At 61.1% G+C, this 21,437-nt stretch carries 16 protein-coding genes; 5 read left to right on the top strand and 11 right to left on the bottom strand.

Going from position 1 to position 21,437, the window contains the following annotated elements; all coding sequences use genetic code 11:
• Positions 1–37: 37 nt before the first annotated feature.
• Positions 38–1,342 carry an aminotransferase class I/II-fold pyridoxal phosphate-dependent enzyme gene (locus tag CHY22_RS03340; RefSeq protein ID WP_089572423.1) on the bottom strand — a complete coding sequence of 435 codons (1,305 nt, stop codon included), beginning with the start codon at positions 1,340–1,342 and terminating at the stop codon, positions 38–40.
• A gap of 150 nt (positions 1,343–1,492) precedes the next feature.
• Here CHY22_RS03340 and CHY22_RS03345 point away from each other — a divergent pair, with 150 nt between their 5' ends.
• Complete coding sequence (locus CHY22_RS03345) at positions 1,493–1,747, top strand: hypothetical protein (RefSeq protein WP_089572424.1); 255 nt, start codon at positions 1,493–1,495, stop codon at positions 1,745–1,747.
• Positions 1,748–2,119: 372 nt separating this feature from the next.
• Here the strand turns inward: CHY22_RS03345 and nhaA are convergent, their stop codons facing one another.
• From nhaA to CHY22_RS03360, 3 genes are all read right to left on the bottom strand, one after another.
• Positions 2,120–3,478 (bottom strand): Na+/H+ antiporter NhaA, encoded by a 1,359-nt coding sequence (gene nhaA / locus CHY22_RS03350; RefSeq protein WP_089572425.1) that lies wholly within the window; start codon positions 3,476–3,478, stop codon positions 2,120–2,122.
• Between the two features lie 268 nt (positions 3,479–3,746).
• Positions 3,747–4,670, bottom strand: a complete 924-nt coding sequence (locus tag CHY22_RS03355; protein ID WP_089572426.1) for a manganese-dependent inorganic pyrophosphatase — start codon at positions 4,668–4,670, stop codon at positions 3,747–3,749.
• A gap of 166 nt (positions 4,671–4,836) precedes the next feature.
• Positions 4,837–5,790 (bottom strand): ROK family protein, encoded by a 954-nt coding sequence (locus tag CHY22_RS03360; protein ID WP_168170417.1) that lies wholly within the window; start codon positions 5,788–5,790, stop codon positions 4,837–4,839.
• Between the two features lie 340 nt (positions 5,791–6,130).
• Between CHY22_RS03360 and CHY22_RS03365 the strand changes: the two genes are divergently transcribed.
• Together CHY22_RS03365 and CHY22_RS03370 are read left to right on the top strand one after the other, a co-directional pair.
• Entirely contained in the window at positions 6,131–6,850 is a 720-nt protein-coding gene (locus CHY22_RS03365; RefSeq protein ID WP_089572428.1) for a GntR family transcriptional regulator, read from the top strand.
• A 69-nt stretch (positions 6,851–6,919) separates the two neighbouring features.
• The gene (locus CHY22_RS03370; protein WP_089572429.1) at positions 6,920–7,858 is read left to right on the top strand and encodes a type I phosphomannose isomerase catalytic subunit; all 939 of its coding nucleotides are present in this window, start codon (positions 6,920–6,922) and stop codon (positions 7,856–7,858) included.
• A gap of 435 nt (positions 7,859–8,293) precedes the next feature.
• On the opposite strand, the gene CHY22_RS03375 is transcribed toward CHY22_RS03370, so the two are convergent.
• Positions 8,294–11,194: a UvrD-helicase domain-containing protein gene (locus CHY22_RS03375; RefSeq protein ID WP_089572430.1), complete on the bottom strand. Its 2,901-nt coding sequence runs from the start codon at positions 11,192–11,194 to the stop codon at positions 8,294–8,296.
• 227 nt (positions 11,195–11,421) lie between these two features.
• Positions 11,422–12,402: an undecaprenyl-diphosphate phosphatase gene (locus CHY22_RS03380; protein ID WP_089572431.1), complete on the bottom strand. Its 981-nt coding sequence runs from the start codon at positions 12,400–12,402 to the stop codon at positions 11,422–11,424.
• Positions 12,403–12,651: 249 nt separating this feature from the next.
• Here CHY22_RS03380 and CHY22_RS03385 point away from each other — a divergent pair, with 249 nt between their 5' ends.
• On the top strand, positions 12,652–13,089 hold the full coding sequence (locus CHY22_RS03385; protein ID WP_089572432.1) for a universal stress protein: 438 nt from the start codon (positions 12,652–12,654) through the stop codon (positions 13,087–13,089).
• Between the two features lie 221 nt (positions 13,090–13,310).
• Here CHY22_RS03385 and CHY22_RS03390 read toward each other — a convergent pair whose 3' ends face one another.
• The 4 genes from CHY22_RS03390 to purH all read right to left on the bottom strand — a co-directional run bounded on the left by CHY22_RS03390 (position 13,311) and on the right by purH (position 17,775).
• On the bottom strand, positions 13,311–14,354 hold the full coding sequence (locus CHY22_RS03390) for an ATP-binding protein (protein ID WP_089572433.1): 1,044 nt from the start codon (positions 14,352–14,354) through the stop codon (positions 13,311–13,313).
• A gap of 9 nt (positions 14,355–14,363) precedes the next feature.
• Entirely contained in the window at positions 14,364–15,035 is a 672-nt protein-coding gene (locus tag CHY22_RS03395; RefSeq protein ID WP_089572434.1) for a response regulator transcription factor, read from the bottom strand.
• Positions 15,036–15,213: 178 nt separating this feature from the next.
• Positions 15,214–15,921 carry a hypothetical protein gene (locus CHY22_RS03400; RefSeq protein ID WP_233502872.1) on the bottom strand — a complete coding sequence of 236 codons (708 nt, stop codon included), beginning with the start codon at positions 15,919–15,921 and terminating at the stop codon, positions 15,214–15,216.
• Positions 15,922–16,167: 246 nt separating this feature from the next.
• A complete protein-coding gene (purH, locus tag CHY22_RS03405; protein WP_089572435.1) occupies positions 16,168–17,775 on the bottom strand; it encodes a bifunctional phosphoribosylaminoimidazolecarboxamide formyltransferase/IMP cyclohydrolase in 1,608 nt (535 codons plus the stop codon).
• 277 nt (positions 17,776–18,052) lie between these two features.
• Between purH and CHY22_RS03410 the strand changes: the two genes are divergently transcribed.
• The gene (locus CHY22_RS03410; protein WP_089572436.1) at positions 18,053–18,694 is read left to right on the top strand and encodes a GNAT family N-acetyltransferase; all 642 of its coding nucleotides are present in this window, start codon (positions 18,053–18,055) and stop codon (positions 18,692–18,694) included.
• 452 nt (positions 18,695–19,146) lie between these two features.
• Here CHY22_RS03410 and CHY22_RS03415 read toward each other — a convergent pair whose 3' ends face one another.
• Positions 19,147–21,093 carry a DUF2207 domain-containing protein gene (locus CHY22_RS03415; protein WP_158551205.1) on the bottom strand — a complete coding sequence of 649 codons (1,947 nt, stop codon included), beginning with the start codon at positions 21,091–21,093 and terminating at the stop codon, positions 19,147–19,149.
• Positions 21,094–21,437: the final 344 nt, after the last annotated feature.

Consider the following 21,437-nt stretch of genomic DNA (forward strand, 5'->3'; position numbering starts at 1 on the left):
GGATAGTACTAGGCGCGGACTTGCGGGGCCCTACGCGTTAGGCGCGCTCGGCACGCGCAAGCTCGGCAGCGACGAGCTTGACAGCCAGCACCAGCACATCGAGCGCAGCCTCCAGGTCCTCGACCGTGGGATAGCTCGGCGCGATGCGGATGTTGGTGTCGCGCGGATCCTTGCCATAAGGCCAGGTGGCACCAGCCGGCGTGAGCTTGACGCCCAGGTCGGCACAAAGCGCGGCGACCTTCTGGGCCGAGCCCTCGGGGCCATCGAAACTCACAAAGTAGCCGCCATGGGGATGAGTCCAAGTGGCGCAACCCGTGTTACCCAAGCCCTCGGTGAGTTTACGCTCAACGGCCTCAAAGCGCGGGCGCAGGAACTCGGCATGCTTTTTCATGTGCTCCTTGACCGCCTCGATGGTGGGAAGGAAACGCACGTGACGCAGCTGGTTGAGCTTATCGGCGCTAATAAGACCGGCCTTCAGGCGCTTGGAGAACTCGGCGATGACCGCGGGGCTCGCACCGATAAAGCCGATGCCGGCGCCCGGGAAGGTGATCTTGGACGTCGAGGCAAAGGCCACCACGCGATCCTCGGTGCCCGCCGCGCGAGCGAGGTCAAAGATATTTGCGAGCTCGTCGGTCTCGTCGTACAGGTCGTGCACGCAGTAAGCGTTGTCCCAGAAGATGCGGAAATCGGGCGCGGCCGTGGGCATCTCGACCAAGCGGCGCACAGTGTCCTCGCTAAAGGTGATGCCCGTGGGGTTGGAATACTTGGGCACGCACCAGATACCCTTGATGGAATCGTCGGCGGCAACCAGGCGCTCGATCTCGTCCATGTCGGGGCCGTTGTCGGTCATCGCGACGGGGACGTTCTCGATGCCCAGATCGGCGGTGATGCCAAAGTGGCGATCGTAGCCGGGAACAGGGCACAGGAACTTGACCTTCTTGCCGTCGTGCGCTGCCTCGTAAGCCTCCCAAGGGTCGCTGCCGCACGAGCCGCAACGCCAGAACATACCGGCGATATCGTGCTCGATCAGCAGGCTCGATGAGCCCAGTACGAGCGTCTGCTCGGCAGGACAACCCAGGAACTCCCCCGCCAGCTTGCGTGCCGAGGGAATGCCCTCAAAGCAGCCGTAGTTGGAGCAGTCGACGTTGCCGTCATGCAGATCGGCATCGGCATTGAGGATATCGAGCATGGGTCGAGAGATGTCCACCTGGGAGGGCGACGGCTTGCCGCGGGCCATGTCGAGCGCCAGGCCCTTGGCCTTGACCTCGGCGACCTCGGCTTTGAGCGCCTCGATGGCGGCATCGAGTTCGGTGGTTTCCATCTTCTGGTAGATCGTCTGCATGGGGTGCGACCTTTCGCGAAGCGGTACGTTGCAGTTCGTCTAAGTATAGACCGCCATCGTCGCAACGTTATGAAGCCGTGATAGATTAAGTTCATCGCAATCAATTACGAATCGCCGCGCATGCCGGTGTGGTGCGCCCAAGGAGGCACTATGGAATACGGATCGATCCAGGCCGAGGAATTCGGCGACCTGCAGCGCCTGGTCGACGGACTGTTTTACGGCCGCCACGCCATCGACCGCCTGGATCTGATCGTACAGGCCGAAATCTTGGACCTAGCGCCCGACCTCATGGAGATCGTCAACTTGCTGCCGCCCGGCTATTACGACCGTCAGTCCCTTTGCGACCAGCTTAACTCGGCCCTAGCCGCCCACGGCTGGGGCGCCGTCTACGGCACCGTGGAATAAACCTCGAGGCCGACGATTTGGCCCGTTTCCCAACCCTGGCGAGGCTTGTTTTAGGGCTTGTGGCCAAAAAAGGGCAAATATGAGTACTGCTACCTTTTTAGTAGCAGCGATTAGGCCCCAAATCGGCGTTTTTGTACCTGGATTTTCTTTTCGAGCAGTGGCTATCGCCAAATTGGAGTCAAGCGATTACTTGTTAACATACAGATAACATGATTGTGTTCATTATTTTCCACACCTAAAATGAAACGCCGTTTGTGACAGTACTCACAAACGGCGTTTTTTGACCACTGGCGTGTCTGGCAGGCGGCAAGTACCGCCCGAATCCGCATTTTGAACGCGCCCGAATCGGTTCTGGAGCCGGTTTTCGCGCTCTTACTCGTCCTTGTGCGCGGGGTGTTTGCAGACCACGCTCATGTAGATCATGCCGAGCACGGCAGCGGTGACCGAACCGGCAAGAATAGCGGCCTTGGCAGCCAGGACCTCGAACTGGGCCGTCGGGAAGGCGAGGCCGCTGATGAGGATCGACATGGTAAAGCCGATGCCGCCCAGAATGCCCACGCCGGCGATCATGTGCCAGTTAACATTGTGCGGCAACTGGCAAACCTTGAGCTTAACCAGGGCGAACGTCATGCCAAAGATGCCGATCGGCTTGCCCAGCAGCATGCCAAAGTACACGCCGAGCGTCACCGAGTCGGTGAGCAGCGTGCTCATGTCCACGCCCACCAGGCGAACCTGTGCGTTGACAAACGCGAAGATCGGCAGGATCACAAAGTTGACCGGCGTGGAGATTAGGCGCTCCATACGGATGAGCGGCGGGGTGACGCGGTGCATGACGCGCTCGACCTTGGTGGTCGAGACGGTAAAGTCGTGCTGGCCCAGGATGTGTGCCTCGTCGTCGTAGCGGTCGTCGAGCAACGGCAGGCACTCGCCCAACCAATCGGTGAGACTATCGAGTTTGACGCCGCACTTGGCCGGGATGGTAAAGGCCAAGATGACGCCAGCGAGCGTAGCGTGCACGCCGCTCTTGAACATGCAGAACCACAGCAGCAGGCCCAACACCGAATACGGGGCAAGGCGGTAGTGCTGCGTCTTGTTGAGCCACACGAGCGCGCACGTCACGACCGCGGCGGCACCCAGCCAAAACGGGTTGGGGCTCTGACCGTAGAAGATGGCGATGGCGGCGATGGAGATGAGGTCGTCGGCGATGGCGAGCGTCGAGAAGAACACGCGCACGCCGTTGGGCACGCGGTTGCCCAAAAGCGACAGCACGCCCAGCGCAAAGGCAATATCGGTTGCCATGGGGATAGCCCAACCGTTGCGGGCGCCGGCATGGTTAAAGATCAGGTAGATGCAGGCGGGAACAACGACGCCGCCCACGGCCGCCAGCATGGGAAGCATGGCCTGACGCGGATTCTTGAGCTCGCCGACCGTCATCTCGTACTTGAGCTCGATGCCCACCAGCAAAAAGAAGATCGCCATGAGGAAGTCGTTGACGAAAAGCTCAACGGTGAGACCGGCCGTAAGGTTGCCCAGACCCACATACAGCGGGGTCTCCAAAAAGTGATGAATGGCCTCGTAGGCATCGGTGTTGGCACAGATGACGGCGGCGATGGCGGCGATCACCATGACGGCGGCGGAAATCGTGCCGTTCTCGGCAATGCGCTCCCAAATGTCGTGACGCTCAAAACGCTTGCGCTCACGGGTGTTGAACAGCTGCTCGGTTGCTGCCATGGGCGGCTCCTTTCGCGGGAAGGTTCCCGTCTTAAAAAAGCACGGCCCGCCCAAATGGCGGCGCCGCGCTCCAACGTATTACGCTTGCATCTAGCCTACCCTGCGCGACAAACGCGCAAGCGCGGCCGAAAAGCGGAACCACAGGTTGAACATTATTTGCTCAACGGTGCGAGCGCCCCTGTCCAATAGGGGACGCGGTCCCGCGCACAAAAAACGACCGGAGCGCGGGGCGTCCGCGGTCCGGTCGTCGGTGTTAGGTCAACAAAACCTAGCAGGCGGCCATAATGGGGGCAGCGACCTGCTTCTTGCGGGAAAGGACGCCCGGCATCCAGACGCCGTCGTGCTCGTCAGCGATGCCCAGGCCCTTCTGAGCGGCCTCGGTCTCACCCTCGAGCAGGACCTGCGAGCCCTCCTCCATGATGTCGGTGATGCACAGGACGATGCCGTCGGCACCCTTCTCGGCGGCATAGGCGCGCATGGCCTCGCGGATCTCGTCGATCATGCCGAGAGCGCGGCTCTTGTCGACAGTCTCGTACTGGCCGATGAGCAGCTTCTTGCCGGCGGGCTCGAACATCTTGATGTCGTTGCCGACCATCTGGGCTGCGGTAAAGGAGCCGGACGGACGGGTGAGGAAGACCTCCATGCCAAACTTGACCGGGTCGACGCCCACCTGCTCGCCGAGCTTAGCAGCGACGGCGCGGTCGACATCGGTGGTGGTGGGGCTCTTGAGCATGAGCGTGTCGGTCATCATGGCCGAGAGCAGCAGCTTGGCCTGAACGTCGGAAAGCTCAACGCCGAGCACGCCGGCGAGCTTGGTGACGATGGTGCAGCTGGAGCCCCAGGGCAGGCAGATGTAGTGCAGCGGACCGGCAGTCTCGAAGTCGCCGATGCGGTGATGGTCGACAACGCCAAAGACCGTGGCGTCCTTAAGGCCGGCGACGGACTGGGCGGACTCGTTGTGGTCGGTGAGGACGACGAGCTGACCGGCCTCGACGGACTCGATCACGCGGGGCTCGGCAATGCCGGCGTCGGCGAGCAGCTTGGCGGACTCGGCCGGAAGCTGGCCCAGCGCGCAGGCCTCGTAGGTGTTGCCGGCAAACTCAACCCAGTTGAGCAGCTGGGACAGGACGACGGCGCTCATGATGGCGTCGTTATCGGGGTTCTGGTGACCAAAGACAAGAACGTTTGCCATGGATTTCCTCCACTTGATATGTGTACTTGGACGTAGCTATGGTAGCACGCTGGCGCCGAGCCTTCTGGGACGGAAGGGCCGCGGCGCAATTTGGGGCAGGTGCCGGGGCCAAGGCTGTCCCTTTTGCACCATATTGGTGCAAAGTAACCTGACCCCCTTGCACCAGCTATTTGCCGGCGGCGCGCAGGGCTACGTAGGCGGCACCGATGATGCCGGCGTCGTTGCCGAGCGAGGCGACCTTAATGGGCGTCTCGCGCGAGGCAGAAAGCGCGTACTGCTTAAAGTGCTCGCGGACCTTGTCGAGGTAGACATCGGCCGAGGCGGATGCGCCGCCGCCGATCAGGAACATCTCGGGATCGACCACGTTGGCAATAAGCGCCAGTGCGCGGCCGAGATAGTCGGCCATGGTATCGGCCGCGGCCAGCGCGAGCTTGTCGCCCTCGCGGCAGGCCTGGAACACGTCCTTGGAATCAGAAGGCCCGGTGAGCTCGATGGGCTCGACGCCCGTCTTCTTGCACTCGGCAAGGTAGTTGCTCACCACGCCGGTGGCGCTGGAATACTGCTCCAGATGGCCATGGCCGCCGCAGCCGCAGGTGCGCTCCTCTTCGGGGTTCAGGCACATGTGGCCAATCTCGCCGCCAGCGCCCACAACGCCCGATACCACGTCGCCGTTGACGATAACGCCGCCGCCCACGCCGGTACCGATGGTGACCATTACCACGTTCTGTACGCCCTTGGCAGAGCCGAGCCAGGCCTCGCCCATGGCAGCGGCGTTGGCATCGTTCTCGTACTTAACGACCGCGTCGGGGCAGTGCTCCTGAATGGCAACTCTTAGCTCAGGCAGGTTAATGGCAATGTTGGCCTTGACCTTGGCATCGCCCGATGCCGGGATGGGGCACGGAACGGCCAGGCCAATACCCGCCACAAAGGCGCGCGGAATCTGGGCCTTGGCGACCACCTGGTCGATAGCCTCGGTCACCGCGGCAAAGCCCGCAGCGTCAACGATGGGCGGCGTGGGCACGCTGGCCTTGGCCAACAGGTTACCGTCCTCGTCGAACAGGCCCTCCTTAACCGAAGTGCCGCCGACGTCAATGCCGATGTAATACTGCTTAGGTTCCATGGGAGCCCGCCTTTCTCGTTTAAACATTGCCTGTATAGTACCGCTCCCCAGGCAAAAACCTGCCAAAAAGGGACAGGTTTGTTTTGGCAGGTTTCATCTGGGAAAACGCAAGGCATGAGATTCGGTTCGCTGGGCGGCAAAACGGCCCAACCCCATCTTCGAGCCGATCAATTTGCTCAATACCACATTATTCGAATGCATATTCATTTAGAGCGCTCTAGTTGATATAGAAAAGCGTTTTTTGATTATATCTTTCTCGAACTTTTCAAAAACGCAATAGGGATGCTTAGGCGTGGACTATACTTTCGTTTGTACTCAATCAAGCCGGAAAGGAGGTTCCATGATTCCCAAATACGAGGCAATAGCTGCAGATATCCGTCGAAGCATCGAGGACGGCGCTCTAAAGCCGGGCGACAAGCTGCCCACCGTCGTTGAGTTCTGCGAGCTCTATAGCGTTTCCAAAATCACCGTCAAACGAGCTGTTGAGCAGATTACCGATGAAGGTCTTGTTACCAGCCGGCGCGGATCGGGCACCTACGTTAAGGACACGGCGGGGCTTCCCGGCCAGTCGTTTTTCCAGGGCAAGAACGATCGCTCCCAGGGCTTTTCGTATGAGCACCGCGGGGAGAAGGTGACCTCGGTGGTCTACGATTTCTCGATTGTCAATCCGCCAGCAGACGTCGCTGCCCAGCTGGGAATTGCCGAGGACGACTTTGCCTATCACATCGTGCGCGTGCGCCAGGTCGACGAGAAGCCCATCGTTATCGAGTACACCTACATGCCCCTCGAGCTGATTCCGGGCCTTAAAAAGAAAGACCTGTATGGATCGGTCTACAGCTTCATCCGCAAGCAATGCGGGCTGAAGATTTCGAGCTTCCACCGCACCATTCGCGCCGTAGCGGCAACCGAGGAAGAGGCTGAGCGCCTGGACACCAAACCCGGCTCTCCCCTGCTCGAGCTCAACCAGATTGGCTTTTTGGATAGCGGCACCGCCTTTGAGCATTCGATCTCGCGCAACGTTGGTGACCGCTTTGAGCTGCACAACGTAACGTTGGCATAGGTTTTTGTAGTCATGCGGGCGCTCGTTACGGCTCGTTTAGAGTGGGCGGCCGCGCAACACCATGGGGGTATGAACATGTCCGATTTGATTAAACTGACGCCGATCTTTCACGAGAAGATCTGGGGCGGCCGCCAGCTCGAAACCGTATTTGGTTATGACATTCCCGAGGGTCCCATCGGTGAGTGCTGGGCCATCTCGGCACACCCCAACGGCGACTGCCAGATCGCTGAGGGCCCGTACGCCGGTCACACGCTGTCATGGCTGTGGGCCGAGCACCGCGAGCTCTTTGGCAACTGCGAGGGCAAGGAGTTCCCGCTGCTCATTAAGATTCTAGACGCCAAGGACGACCTTTCGATCCAGATCCATCCCAATGACGAGTACGCCGCCGAGCACGAGAACGGCAGCCTGGGCAAAACCGAGTGCTGGTATGTACTGGACTGCGAGCCCGGCGCCACGATCATCGTCGGACAGCGCGCGCACGACCGCGCCGAGGCCGCGCGTATGATCGAGGACGGCCGCTGGGACGACATGCTCAACGTGCTGCCAATTCACAAGGGCGACTTTTTCCAGATTGATTCCGGTACCGTCCACGCCATCAAGACCGGCACGCTCATTTTAGAGACGCAGCAGTCGAGCGACGTGACGTATCGCCTATACGACTACGAACGTCCCGGCACCGACGGAAAGCTGCGCCCACTTCACATTGAGCAGAGCCTGGATTGCATCAACTTTAACGCGCAGGCACCGACCGACGGTACCGTAACCGCGCGCAAGGTCGATGGCGTAACCGAGCTCGAGTCCAACCCCTGCTACACCGTCGATCGCGTGCGCGTCAACGGCAGCAAGACCTTGGAGCAGCGCTGGCCCTTCATGTGCCTGTCAGTCATCGACGGCGAAGGCACCGTCTGCGGCGACCCCGTCCACAAGGGAAGCCACCTGCTAGCCCCGAGCACCGTCAGCTCCATCGACCTCGAAGGCAAGATGGAACTGATCATCAGCCACCTGTAAGCTACCGGTCCCCGAGCGCTCGCCGGAACGGGGCGCGGGGTTTGGTCGCCTGCTCGGACAGTCCTGCTCGCACGGAGAGCACATTAAGTGCTCTCCGGCTCGTGCGGAACTCGCGATCGACCAAACCCCGCGCCCCGTCCCGGCGAGCCTCCGACTAGCAACAACAATCACAACGCAACAAGGGGCTCCCCCGTTCATCAACGGAGGAGCCCCTTGCCATATCTAGCTATCGGCCCACCCGGCTCTCCAGACCAAAAAACGAACGAGCAAAGCGACGTTCGCAAGCAGCGTTATCAAAGGACCTGGGAGGGCGTATGGGGCAACATCGATCGCGAGTTCCGCACGCAAAGGAGAGCACTTAATGTGCTCTCCGTCTTGCGCAGGACTGCCCGAGCAGGCGATGTTGCCCCATACGCCCTCCCAGGTCCGCCGGGATTACGACAGCTTGACGATCGGTGCAAAACCTTTCATGAGCTTTTTAGTCTGGCCGGTTTTTTCGAATTGAACCTCGATCATGTCTCCGGCGACCGAGATCACGGTACCGGTGCCAAAGGTCTTGTGGCTCACGGTATCGCCCGCGGCAAAGTCCTGCGACGCGCTGGCGCGATCGACCTTGCGCTCCACCGTCGGCGACACCTTGGACGACGGCTTTTTGGCTCGCGGCGCGCCCGAGCCAAAGGTCGAGGCAACACGGCCGGCGTCGGGCGAGACCCCACGATGGCGCTCGGTCCCATAGCTGCTGCCGCCAAAGAAATCGTCGAAGCTCGATCCGCCGCGCGAACCGGAACCGCCGGTCGAGCGCGTATGCGAGCCAAACACCTTGCCGCCATACATATCCGAGCCCATGCCCGAGCCAAAGGTGCCGTGACGGTCGCCGCGTTTCTCCCAGCCCGTGCCCTCAAAACCGGCAGAACCGATACCGCTAAACTCGATATCCTCAAACGGAATCTCGTTGAGGAAGCGCGAGCGCGGGTTGGCAGAGGTCGAGCCGTAAGTGCGACGCGTGGCCGCATAGGTCAGGAACAGGCGCTTGCGAGCACGCGTGATGGCGACGTAGGCCAGGCGACGCTCTTCCTCGAGCTTGCCCGGATCGTCACTACCGCCAAAGTCGTGCACGTGCGGGAAGATACCCTCCTCCATGCCGGCCACGAACACCGCGGGGAACTCCAGGCCCTTAGCGGAGTGGATGGTCATCATGGTGATGGCATGTGTCTCGCCGGCCAGGGAATCCAAGTCGGAGCGCAGGGCCAGCCACTCCATGAGTGCCGGCAGTGCCTTACAGGTGAGCGGACCGTAGGTGCGCTCGATCTCGTCGGCATGCACGGCGCCCGCCGGTAGCTCTGTTGGCACGGCATACGCGTTGCCCGCGATGGCGGCGGCCAGGGCATCCTGCGGCGAGAGCGCCGGGGCGGCTAGGCTATCGAGCGGATTGGAGCCCGCGGCGTCACGAGCGCCGACAAGTGCCTCAAACGAGGATGCCGGAGCGGACGGCTCCGGCTCGGACGCGGGCGCACTCACCACGACGGACTCGGACTCGGCGACGGACGGCACGTCGGCAACACCGGCCGCGCGCAGCTCTTCTAGACTCTCGAGCGTACCCTCGATATCCTCGTGCGTCTCCTCAAATTCGGCGGCGACGCCCAGGAATTCCTGGATGTTCTCGGCGCGGCTCTCGGACTCCATGGTGCCCTCGGCGCGAAACGCCTGCAGCAGGCCCGTCCTATCGACAATCATCTCGACGACGTCCTTGAGCTCGCCGTCCATGCGGCGGCCCTCGCGCACCAGCGCCACAAAACTCGACAGGCCGTTGCGCACCTTGGCACTAAACATGCCCGTCTCGGCTGTTGCGATCTCGCAGGCCTGGAAGAACGAGCAGCGGTTGTCGCGCGCCAGCTGCTCGATCTTTTGGATCGAGGTGGAGCCGATGCCGCGGCGCGGCGTGTTGATGACGCGCTTGACGCTCATCTCGTCGGCCGGGTTCACGATCATCTTGAGGTAGGCCATGACGTCGCGAATCTCGGCGCGGTCGAAGAATCGCGTGCCGCCGACGATCTTGTAGGGCACGCCCGCGCGCAGGAACATATCTTCGAGGATACGCGACTGGGCGTTGGTGCGGTAGAACACGGCGATATCGTCGTAGCTTGTACCCTTGGCATGCAGCTTTTCGATCTCGCCGGCAATCCAGCGACCTTCGTCGCGCTCGTCGCTTGCCTGGAAAGCCTGAATCTTCTCGCCATCGCCCTCGGCCGTAAACAGGCGCTTGTCCTTGCGCTGCGAGTTGTGACGCACCACGGCGTTGGCGGCGCTCAGGATATGACCCGTAGAGCGATAGTTCTGCTCCAGCTTGACGGTCTTGCAGTTTTTAAAGTCCTGCTCAAAGTCCAGGATGTTGGTGATGTCGGCGCCACGCCAGCTGTAAATGGACTGGTCATCGTCGCCCACGACCATAAGGTTTTGGTACTTGGCGGCCAGCAGGTTGGCGATCTCGTACTGGACGTGGTTGGTGTCCTGATACTCGTCGACGCTAATGTAGCGGAAGCGCTCCTGGTACTTGTCGAGCACCTCGGGGCGGGTGCGCAGTAGCTCGAGCGTGCGCACGAGCAGGTCGTCGAAGTCCATCGCGTTGGCGGCGCGCAGGCGGCGCTCCAGCTCCAGGTAGACTTGCGCGGCCTTTTTGTCGTTGGGGCTATCGGCGCTCTTGAGCATGTCCTCGGGCCCGATCATGGCGTTTTTAGCAGAGCTGATCTTGCTGCGGATCATGTTGATGGGGAACTGCTTTTGCTCGATGCCGAGCGCCTGCATAATGTCGCGCACCATGCGCTTTGAGTCGTCGTCATCGTAGATGGTGAATTGACCGGTATAGCCCAGCAGGTCGGCGTCCTCGCGCAGCATGCGCACGCACATGGCATGGAAGGTGCACACCCACATGCCACGAGTGCCGCTGGGGATGAGTGCCGCCAGACGCTCGCGCATCTCGGCCGCAGCCTTGTTGGTAAACGTAATGGCAAGAACCTGCCAAGGCTTAACGCCCAGGTCGCCGAGCATATGTGCGATGCGGAAGGTCAAGACGCGGGTCTTGCCCGAGCCGGCGCCGGCGAGCACCAGCAACGGGCCCTCGGTGGACAGGACCGCCTCGCGCTGGGCGGGATTAAGGCTGTCGATGTCGACGAGCGGCTTGATAGGCTTGGGCGCCGGCGCGGGAGCGTCATAGATGTCGAGCGGAACGAGCTCGGGCTCCGGCGCAGCGGGGGCGGTGTATGCATCGAGCGGCACGGGTTCCGGCGCGGGCGGCACGGGTACCGCGGCGTTCTTTTCCCAGGGCAAGGGCTGGGTCATGGGCGACTCCTCATCTGACAGACGGCGCGCCTGCGGGCAGCGCCATAGTTTGAGCCGTACCAGTATACCGAGCCGCGCGGACACCGACGCAAATCACACCACGACTCCGTGCGCCGCCGTCAGGCCCGCCCCATCGCCCAAAAAAGAGGACGGCATAGACCTTTTGGTCATGCCGCCCTCTTTGAATGACAAGTTGTCGCTCTGGCCGCCGCGCAGCGTCAACCAAGTTACAGGCCGAGCATGGGCTCCAGAACGAAGAAGTATGCGAGCACTACGATGCCCAGGATGATGCGGTAGACTCCGAAGCACTTGAAGTCGTGACGGCGGACGAAGCCCATGAGCCACTTGATGGCGATGAGCGAAACCACAAAGGCCACAACGCAGCCCACGCCCAAGATGGCGATCTCGTTGGTGCCGAACGTGCCGCCCTTGATGAAGTACTTGACCAGCTTGAGCGCACTCGCGCCAAACATAACGGGAATAGCCAGGAAGAACGTAAACTTAGACGCCACCGAGCGCGTGCAGCCCAAAAGCAGGCCGCCGATGATGGTAGAACCGGAGCGAGACGTACCAGGCACCAGCGAAAGCACCTGGAAGCAGCCGATACCCAGCGCAGTCTTCCAGCTGAGGTCCTCGAGCGTGGCGATGGAACCAAAGTCCAGATTCTCGTCATCGTCCTCATCCTCAGCGGTAGCCGTGGGGGGCGCCGCAAAGTGCGCACCGGCGGGACGTCCACCCGACACCACAGCACGCGAACCAAACGAACCGGCAACGGCCATTTCCTCGCGCTTGCTCGCGCGCCAGTTCTCGATCACGATAAACAGCACGCCGTACACAATGAGCGCCAGCGCCACGACGGGAGCGTTGTAGAAATGCTCCTCCATCCAGTCGTTGAGCGGCAGGCCGATCGCCGCCGCAGGAATGCAACCGAGCACAATCTTGCCCCACAGCACCCAGGTGTCGCGACGGCCCTCCTTGCCCTTGCTGGGCGAGAACGGGTTGAGCTCGTGGAAAAACAGCACGCAGACGGCCAGAATGGCGCCGAGCTGAATCACGACCAGGAACATATTCCAGAACGTCTCGCTCACGTTCATCTTGACGAACTCGTCCACCAAGATCATGTGGCCCGTCGACGAAACGGGCAGCCATTCGGTGATGCCCTCGACCAGGCCCATGAAGGCAGATTTTAGAAGCTCGATAATATCCAAAGGGACCCCCTCGTTAGACACCCGCCGGTAGATGTTCTGCGGACGATGCGGGCGATGTCCCATTATCAACCGTTGGCGGTGCGCCTGCGCCTACCCTTACCAAAAAACTCGCCCGTTCACAGAATTGCGAGCGGTCAAACCGAAATCCTTGGGTATAACTGCAACAAGATAAAGTGTCCGGCGGCCAACGCACCCGCGCCCGCCCGACGCACGAGCCCCGCGCCCGTGCGATAGACCAAGGAGGAAACCATGAACGAGGGCTACACCAAGGTATTTGTTTCACTCGACGGTACTGAGCAGCAGGATTTTGTGCTCGCACGCGCCATCAAGGTCGCCGCGAACAACGGCGCTAAGTTGATCATCGGCCACGTCATCGACTCCACCGCGCTCGAGAGCGCCGGTTCCTATCCGGTCGACCTGGTCAACGGCTTGGAAGAGGCCTTTAACAACTCCATCGCCAAGCAGCTCGAGGAGGCCAAGGCCAATCCCAACATTCCCGAGGTCGAGGTCATGATTCGTACCGGCCGCATTCGCGAGACGCTCAAGGATGAGATGCTCGACGTGGTCAAGCCCGATCTGGTGCTCTGCGGCGCCCGCGGCCTGTCCTCAATTAAGTACGCGCTACTGGGCTCGATTTCGACGTTCCTGCTGCGCAATACGGACTGCGACATTTTGGTCGTGAAGTAGCGTTGCTCCCACCGGCCGCGGGGCCTGCGGGGTTTCCACGGGCACGTCCTCGCCGCGTTGCGGCTGCGGGATGTGCCCTTAGGAAACCCCTCCCGGCCCCGCGGCCTTCGCAGCCTTACTTCAGCGAGTTGGCTGATAAAAGATAGCGTGCCGCCCCGGTTGGGGCGGCACGTTTTGTTTGGGCTGCACGTTTTTGTTTGGGCGGACGTCTGCCGTGTGCGCTACTCGAAATATTGGAACTTATTCGTCGAGAAGGCGAATGTTACGACAAAGCCTTCGCCGGGGTCGGATGCCGCGGTGACGTCGATGCCCATCTTGGAGCACAGGCGCGCCACCAGGTAGAGGCCAATGCCCGTTGCGCGCTTGGTGGCGCGGCCGTTGTCGCCGGTAAAACCCTTCTCGAACACGCGGGGCAAATCTGCTGCACACACGCCGCAGCCGTTGTCCGCGACGGTGAGTTCGATACGCTCGCTTGCCAGACCCTCGTCCAGCAACGCACCCGAAAACTCGATCTTTGCGCCGTCCTCACGCGCATATTTAATGCTGTTCTGAATGAGCTGGCCCAGAATAAACTCGAGCCACTTCTCGTCGGTAAAGACCTCAAAGTCGAGGTTCTCGCACACCGGCGCCACGTGTGCCGCGATGAGCTCGCGCGCGTTGGCTTTAATCGCACCCGTCACCAGGGTCTTGAGATTCCAACGTCGAATCAGGTAATCGCGCTCCACAACTTCCGAGCGCGCATAGTAGAGCGCCTGGTCGATATAGCGCTCCACGCGAGCCAGCTCGCGGCCCAAATCGTCCACGCGCGACAGGTCGTCTTCGCTGCCGTCCAGGTTTTCCAAAATCAGATGGGCTGCAGCCAGGGGCAGTTTGGCCTCGTGGACCCAACTCTCGATGTAGTCGCGATAGTCGTCGGTTTGACGTCGCCCTTCCGCTACCTCATCGCAAGCCGCCTTGCCCACGCGGCGCAGGACTTCGTACTCGAGCTCGCCCTCGACATAGGTCGGACACTGCACCATCTCTTGCACCCATGCGGGGCTCTCCAGTTCCTCGGCCGCCCGCTCCAGCTGATGCAGGAAGCGGCGACGGCGCGCATACTCGATCACGATGCCCAGCATGCCAAAGATAAAGGACACACCGACCGCCACGACCACGATAGATGCCGGAGCTCCGGCGACCGTCAGCACAAAGCAGCTCAGCAGCACACCGCAGGTCCACACGGCGACGGGAAGCAGCGCATCTTTAAAAAACTTAGCAAACGACATGACCGGCCCCTAGACCGAATAGCCCTGACCGCGGTGCGTCGTCAAATACCCCTTGATGCCGATTTTTTCGAGCGTGGTGCGCAGGCGGTTGATGTTGACGGTAAGCGTGTTGTCGTCCACGAAAGCATCGGAGTCCCACAGGTCCTGCATGATGGCCGAGCGCGAGACAATCTTGCCCGCGCGGCTCAGGAGCAAAGAGAGGATGCGCAGCTCGTTTTTGGTGAGCTCGGTACTGTCGCCGGTTTGCGTGTTGGTGACCGCGGAGCGGGCGAGGTCGAGTTCCAGCCCCTTGTGGACGAGCGCGCTGCGCTCGCCCGCCGCCGCGGTGCGACGCAGCAGGGCATTGATGCGCGCCACGAGCACGCGCGCGCTGTAGGGCTTGGGAACAAAGTCATCCGCGCCGAGCGTCATGGCCATGACCTCGTCGATCTCGGTCGTGCGCGACGTGAGGACGATGATGGGGACCTCGGATTCGCGACGGACCTCGTGGCAGATATGCTGGCCGTCTTTGACGGGAAGCGTCAGGTCGAGCAGTACCAAGTCGGGTGCAGCGGCCAGGATGTCACGCGAGACGTGCTCGAACGATTCGCAGGCCTCGACCTCAAAACCGGCACGAGCAAGGATGTCGGCAAGCTCGCGACGAATGGGCTCGTCGTCCTCAACGATATAGATCAGCGCCATGGATTCCGCTCCCCTCTTGGTTGTCTTACAGCCATTATTGCCGCGAAGTCGCCGGTGCGCGCCTCGCGCGGCATTAAGGTGACAGAACTGTTCGCGAACGAAAGCGTTCGGCTCGGCCCTCGCTTGCGGCGGGCGCGGGGATTACATGATTATAAAATCCCCGTCCCAGAAAAATCATTTAGCGGCGGGCGCGGAGCTTTTCGTAGCCATCGGCGAAGAAGGCGACCGTGGCGGCGTCCGACTCGACGGCATCGGCATCGGAGGCAGGCACCACGCCGTGCTCGTCGCTCACCAGGAACAGCGCGCCCTTGAGCTGTGCGGGAATGTCCACGCGCGTGACCGGGATGCCCTTGGTCTGGGCCAGCTGCTCAATGAGCGTCGCCGTGCCGCACAGGCACTCGTCTGCCGGCGCCACAAAGGCAAGCTCACCGTCGTTGACGGCAGCGAGCAGCTCGGGCGCCACGCCGGTCTCGTCGGCCTCGGAGCGGGCCTCGGCAGAACGGGCACGCAGCGCCTTGGCCGACGTATCGGCTAGCGGCTCGTACTCCCCCACCGTCATGGCAGCGTTGCCGTTGATGTCGATCACCAGCATGAGTACACCGTCGCGGGCGGTGTAATCGCCCTCGGCAAGTGACCACTCAACGTGCTGCTTGGCCCAGCTGAGCATGTTGTGGGTAAGCGGCTCGCCCTGCACCAAGCGCTCGGACAGCGCGCGGATGTGACGGTTGAGCATGGGCACCTTTTTGTTGGACATGCGCCAACGGCAGATGAGCGCGGGCTTGTCGAGCGTGAACTTCTCGACCGCCTCCTGATTGGCGCAGAAATCCTCGTACGCACGCTGATCCTCGGCATTGCCAAACAGCTCGGCATCATCAATCTGGGGCATGGTTGTACCTTTCGTGTTAGTCATTCCGTCCTCTTATACCAAAAAGACGGCCCTCCAAACGGAGCGACCGTCTTTTGCAGAGATTATTTTGAAGATATGGCCCGGCAATCAATCAGCTTAATGGGATAGAACAACATCCCATTAAGGGTTTTCCAAGTGCCCGAGATTGCCCCGAAAGAGGAGCGCCGCGTACTAAATGTACGCAAGCGACGGTTTGAGGGGCAAGGTCGGGTGCTTGGGAAAGCCCTAGTGCCTAAAATGTCTGGCTCCTGTGAAGACCATTGCGATGCCATGCTCGTTGCAGGCCTGGATGCTCTCGTCGTCGCGCTTGGAGCCACCGGGCTGGATGATGCAGGTCACACCATGCTCGGCAAGCACGTCGACGTTGTCGCGGAACGGGAAGAATGCATCGCTTGCGCAGGCAAAGCCGCCCTTTTCCACGCCCTCGCGCTCGCAGAAGTCTTCGGCACGCTCGCAGGCCAGCAGCGCAGAATCCACGCGGTTGGGCTGACCCGGGCCCATGCCAATGCCGGCCTTACCCTTGGAGACCAGGATGGCATTGGACTTAACGCCCTTGCAGACCTTCCAGGCAAACTCGAGCTCGGCCATCTCGGCGTCGGTGGGCTTGCGGTCGGTGGGGAACGTAAAGGTCGCGGGATCCTCGGTCACATGGTCGACCTCCTGCACCAGCATGCCACCGTCGATGGAACGCAGCTCCACCTGGGCGCCGTGGTCCACGCCGCCGGTCGCCAGCACGCGCAAGTTGGGGCGCTTGGCCATGCGCTCGAGCGCCTCGGCGGTGTAGCTCGGAGCGATGATGACCTCGACGAACTGCTTGTTCTCGTCGGCAAAATGCTCAACCAGCTCATAGGGAACCTCGCGGTTGCAGGCGATGATGCCGCCAAAGGCGCTCTTGGGATCGCAGGCGAAAGCGCGGTCGTAGGCTGCCGTGATGTCCTCGGCAACGGCAGAACCGCAGGGGTTCTGGTGCTTGAGGATCACGCAGGCCGGCTCGTCGAACTCGCGGACCAGGTTCCAGGCGGCATCGGCGTCCAAATAGTTGTTGTAGCTGAGCGGCTTGCCCTGGATCTGCTCGGAGCCCACAAGCGGGAACTGCGAGCTCGCGGTGTTCTCGCAGCCCTCGGCAAAGCGATAGACCGTGGCCTTCTGTTGCGGGTTCTCGCCATAGCGCAGGTCGTCGACCTTCTCCAGCGAGATCTCGAGCTTGGCAGAGGTGTCCGCCACGTCGCTTGCCTGAGCGGCAAGCCAACGGGAGATAGCCGTGTCGTAGGCGGCGGTAGTCTGGTAGACCTTCACCTGCAGGCGGCGACGGGTGGAAAGCGTGGTGCAGCCACCGGTCTCGCGCATCTCGGCCAGGACGGCATCATAGTCGGCCGGGTCGGAGATGACGGTAACGCTCGCGGCGTTCTTGGCGGCAGAGCGCAGCATGGAGGGACCACCGATGTCGATGTGCTCGATGGCATCCGCAAAGGTGACCTCGGGGTTGGCGACGGTCTTCTCGAACTCGTACAGGTTGACGACGACCAGGTCAATCAGCTTAATGCCGTGCTGAGCGGCCTCCTGCATGTGCTGCTCGGAATCGCGGCGGGCCAGCAGCGCGCCGTGAACCTTGGGGTGCAGCGTCTTGACGCGGCCGTCCATCATCTCGGGATAGCCCGTGAACTCCTCGATGGGGGTTACGGGAACGCCCGCGTCCTCGATGGCACGAGCCGTGCCGCCCGTAGAGATGATCTCGACGCCAAAGTCGTCAACCAGCGTCCGTGCGAAATCGACGACGCCCGTCTTATCGGTAACCGAGATCAACGCGCGTGCGATCTTCACATCAGATCCCATGCAGTCCTCCTGTCTGGTACGCCGCCGTGCTCTGTGAGTCGGTGATACGTCGATCTGCAGCGCTCGCGCAGCGGCATTGAAAATACTGATTCAATGTAGCGCATCGAGCGCGACGTTGCACCCCGCAACGCAGGGCTGTGCAGAAAAAGTTTGCGAGCGGGGGTTGCAGGAGCGCCGCTGAGCACGGTGAGTTGATGGAACACAGGGGCACCATAATTAGATGCCAATGGCGTGGTAGAACTGTGCTCGATATGCATCCGCAATAGAAAGAGGCACCATGGTCTCGCGGGTTCTCTACCGACCGTTTGATACCGAAGATTTCGACGCCATCGCGCTGATTCTGCAGCAGCTTTGGCACAACAACTCGGATAACGATGAGTACAACCGCCTCGAAGCCGCGTGCGACCTTGCCTACTGCCTTTCTTCCTCGACGTTTTCGCAGGTTGCAGTTATAGATGGCAAGGCACGCGGCATTTCGCTTGCGCGTGCGGGACAGAGCTCCGGCACCGCCGTCAGGGAACATTGGATGGATACTGAGCGTGCACTGCTGTCGCAGATGCGTGAGCTAGAACCCGAGTCGTGCGCCGAGTATCTCTCGTTTGTGCGCGCCACCATTCGAACCAACAACCGCCTGCTCGAGAAAAGCCCACTGCCGCATGACAACGAGGTCACGCTGCTCGCCGTCGACCCCGACGTCCACGGCCTGGGCGTGGGATCGGTGCTGCTCGACGCCGCAATCTCGCATCTGTCCTCGTGCGGGGCGACCAGCGCACACCTGTACACCGATTCCAACTGCTCGTGGAAGTTCTACGAGCTGCACGGCTTTAAGCGCACCGCCACGCACCGCGCCAACCGCGAAGAACGCCGCCACGCCATGCCGCGCGAAAGCTTCCTCTACGAACTCGACCTAACTGTCTAGGCCCAGCAGCCACGCCCAGTCATTTAAGAACGTCCCCAATGACTGATCCCTAACGACTGGTCATTTAAGTCTGTCCCCAATGAGTAGCCTAGAGGGCCTGCAAATGGCCGTGGTCAAAAAACATCAAATATGAGTACTGTTACCTTTTTAGTAGCAGCGATTCGGGGCATTTTTGATGCTTATAGGCATGACGACCAGCTGCACGAGCTGACGTAACTCCCCAAATGTTCAATAAAATGGGCTCCTAACGAGAAGTACTCTCATTAGGAGCCCATTATTATGTGCAAACATATGTGACCAACGCAGCAACAGTACTCATATTTGGCATTTTTTGTCCACTGCCCCTTGCGCGAAGGTCCTCAGCGGAAAGTTTGACCCGTTTCGATGCACAAAAATGGGATGAATCTTCCCTGGCAACCGCCCAGAAAGATCCACCCCAAAGCAAGCGCTCGCTAGAACGTTCCGCCGCCGCCTCCGCCGACGCCGCCGCCTCCGCCGCCCGAGAAGCCGCCACCACCGCCGCCACTCGAGCTATCGGAGCTCGAAGCCAACTCGCGGATGGTCTCGTGATACACATCGTTGAACGAAACGAGCGGAGACTCGTTGCCGTAGTGATGGTAATACCACCAGTAGCAGGGGTAGTTGTCGTAGAAATCGTCGCTGTTGCGCAGGTCCGCAGGCACGGCCTCGGCCAGCTGTCGCAGCACTTCTTTCGAAACGCCTAGGGCAACGCCCATCACCAGCAGCTTGTTCCACAGCACCAGATCGCCCGGGACGGCTTCCTTTAGGCGTGTGAAATCCTCGAGCCAATGCTTGAGCGCCTTGCAGCGAGCCGCCACCTCGGCGCCCTCCGGCGTGTAACGGCGGAAGGTGCAGCTCAGGACAAAGCCCACGATCGTGACGGGGATCGAAATCACAGCGGCACCGACGTTGGCGTCCGCAAAGTCGGTATAGAACAGAGAGCCCAAAATGCCAAAGACAATGATGATGCCGAGAACCAGGCCGGCCACCATCACGATAGTGCCATCCGATGCGATAAACTCGCGCTCCTCCAGCTTGCCCTTAACCGTGCTCTGATAGTCCTCGAGCTTGTCGCCAACAGATTCAGTACGCTCGCTGGCATACTCCTCCAGCTCGCTAAACGTGCGCGAACGGACGCCGTCTTTATCGGGCTTAACGCCAGCGAAGAAGACCTTGAGCACGTCGCGATCGATGCCGTCCTTCTTGGCGGCCTTCCAGGCCTCGTCGGTCACTGTGATGCGATACGTCTGCTCCTCTTTTTCGCGACGGAGCAGACCCTTCTTCTTGGTCTCGGTCGCTTCTTCTAGCTTGATCACGCGGTCGTCGGTCAGCTTCATCAGTGTGGCGATATATGCCTGATCGGGCACGCCGTTCCAGCTCATAAGAGCTGCAAGCACCGCGGGATGGTCGGCGGAGGGCACATCGCGGAAGTACTCGTCCTGGAAGAGCGGCTTGGGCTTGGGCCTGCGCAGCTTGAGCATCACGATCACACCGGTATAGGCAACCGCCACGACAACACACGCCACGGCGATCGCACCGGCAACCGCACGCGCGTGCTCACGGCGGGCGTTAGCTTCGTCGGCCCATTCCTTCTCTTCGCTCAGGATCGTTGACATGCGATCTTCGCCCGAAGCGGCAAGCTGCGGCACCCAGTCGCTAGGGAAGGCGATGCGTGCCTCGGCGAATTCGCCCTGGTGCACGCAGGGAATGGTATAGGTGACCATGGGCTCGTCCTCATCGAGCGACACGTCGCCCGTCAGCGGACCATGGCCCCATGCGCGGAAGTTATCGCCCTTGACGGCCGCCGTCCCGGCAGCGGCATTCGCGAAGCACACTTCCATCTCGACGTCATCGGAATCCGCAGACCAGCCGTCACCCACGAACTTCCAGTAGAGCTCGGCGGTATCGGCCCAGTTCATAACCGCACCGGTCATGGTGTAGCTCACGTAGTAGATTGCGCTGTCGCCGCTCTCGTGAGGGCTGAACACCTTAATCCTTACGCCGTCACCGGTCTGCTCGACCGTGTAGACGCCAGAGTCGCCCTTGTTCGCGCTATCGACTTTGTTAAACGCGGTGTCCTCTTCCTCGACACTCAGCACGTCAACGCCCGCCGTGCCGCCCTGCTGGTTGGTGCCCGTATTGATCTCCCAAAACACGCCGTTGATGTCGTCGTCGAAATCAAACTGGCGTCCCTCGACAACGGTCAGCGATCCATCGGCCTCGACCGTGGCACTGATGTAGGTTTGGGTCATGGAATACCCGTCGGCACCTGCAACGGCGGGCAACAGCAGCAGCGCGCACGCGACGAGCGCGCAAATGGAAGCAAATCGCGCAAACGGGCAGCGCTGCCGACAGGTCTTGGCAACGGGGGCGTTCATAGGCACATCCTTTGTCTGTGATACCAGTAGCGTCATTGTCCCACGTTTGCGGGTTCATGTGACGAACATCTAGGTCAGCGGAGTATTAAACGGGACGAAAGTCACGCCCGCGACCGGCACCTGGGGACGTTCCTTATCTGCCGGCAATCTGGGACACTCCTTGGCATAGCCCGCTCCGGCATAGATACCACTTCATAGCTCCGTCACAGGTGTAGCGGCTTTGTGTGGGCGCGGCGTGAGCCGATTAAGCCGGCGAGCGAGGGGCATAAAGCAGTTGAGCGAAAACGGTTTGCCCCTTTGCCGTTCGCTTGAGGATCATGTCCCCCTTTTCCGCGGAAACTCCG

Origin of the sequence: Collinsella sp. TF06-26, from assembly GCF_002232035.1 — a bacterium.
Classification (GTDB): Bacteria; Actinomycetota; Coriobacteriia; order Coriobacteriales; family Coriobacteriaceae; genus Collinsella.

Bases quoted from the DNA above. Each gene is read 5' to 3' on its own strand.
- CHY22_RS03415 (WP_158551205.1), bottom strand. From the start codon at position 21,093: ATGAACGCCCCCGTTGCCAAGACCTGTCGGCAGCGCTGCCCGTTTGCG.
- CHY22_RS03345 (WP_089572424.1), top strand. From the start codon at position 1,493: ATGGAATACGGATCGATCCAGGCCGAGGAATTCGGCGACCTGCAGCGC.
- CHY22_RS03365 (WP_089572428.1), top strand. From the start codon at position 6,131: ATGATTCCCAAATACGAGGCAATAGCTGCAGATATCCGTCGAAGCATC.
- CHY22_RS03355 (WP_089572426.1), bottom strand. From the start codon at position 4,670: ATGGCAAACGTTCTTGTCTTTGGTCACCAGAACCCCGATAACGACGCC.
- CHY22_RS03410 (WP_089572436.1), top strand. From the start codon at position 18,053: ATGGTCTCGCGGGTTCTCTACCGACCGTTTGATACCGAAGATTTCGAC.
- CHY22_RS03375 (WP_089572430.1), bottom strand. From the start codon at position 11,194: ATGACCCAGCCCTTGCCCTGGGAAAAGAACGCCGCGGTACCCGTGCCG.
- CHY22_RS03385 (WP_089572432.1), top strand. From the start codon at position 12,652: ATGAACGAGGGCTACACCAAGGTATTTGTTTCACTCGACGGTACTGAG.
- CHY22_RS03360 (WP_168170417.1), bottom strand. From the start codon at position 5,790: ATGGAACCTAAGCAGTATTACATCGGCATTGACGTCGGCGGCACTTCG.
- CHY22_RS03370 (WP_089572429.1), top strand. From the start codon at position 6,920: ATGAACATGTCCGATTTGATTAAACTGACGCCGATCTTTCACGAGAAG.
- purH (WP_089572435.1), bottom strand. From the start codon at position 17,775: ATGGGATCTGATGTGAAGATCGCACGCGCGTTGATCTCGGTTACCGAT.
- CHY22_RS03395 (WP_089572434.1), bottom strand. From the start codon at position 15,035: ATGGCGCTGATCTATATCGTTGAGGACGACGAGCCCATTCGTCGCGAG.
- CHY22_RS03400 (WP_233502872.1), bottom strand. From the start codon at position 15,921: ATGCCCCAGATTGATGATGCCGAGCTGTTTGGCAATGCCGAGGATCAG.
- nhaA (WP_089572425.1), bottom strand. From the start codon at position 3,478: ATGGCAGCAACCGAGCAGCTGTTCAACACCCGTGAGCGCAAGCGTTTT.
- CHY22_RS03390 (WP_089572433.1), bottom strand. From the start codon at position 14,354: ATGTCGTTTGCTAAGTTTTTTAAAGATGCGCTGCTTCCCGTCGCCGTG.
- CHY22_RS03340 (WP_089572423.1), bottom strand. From the start codon at position 1,342: ATGCAGACGATCTACCAGAAGATGGAAACCACCGAACTCGATGCCGCC.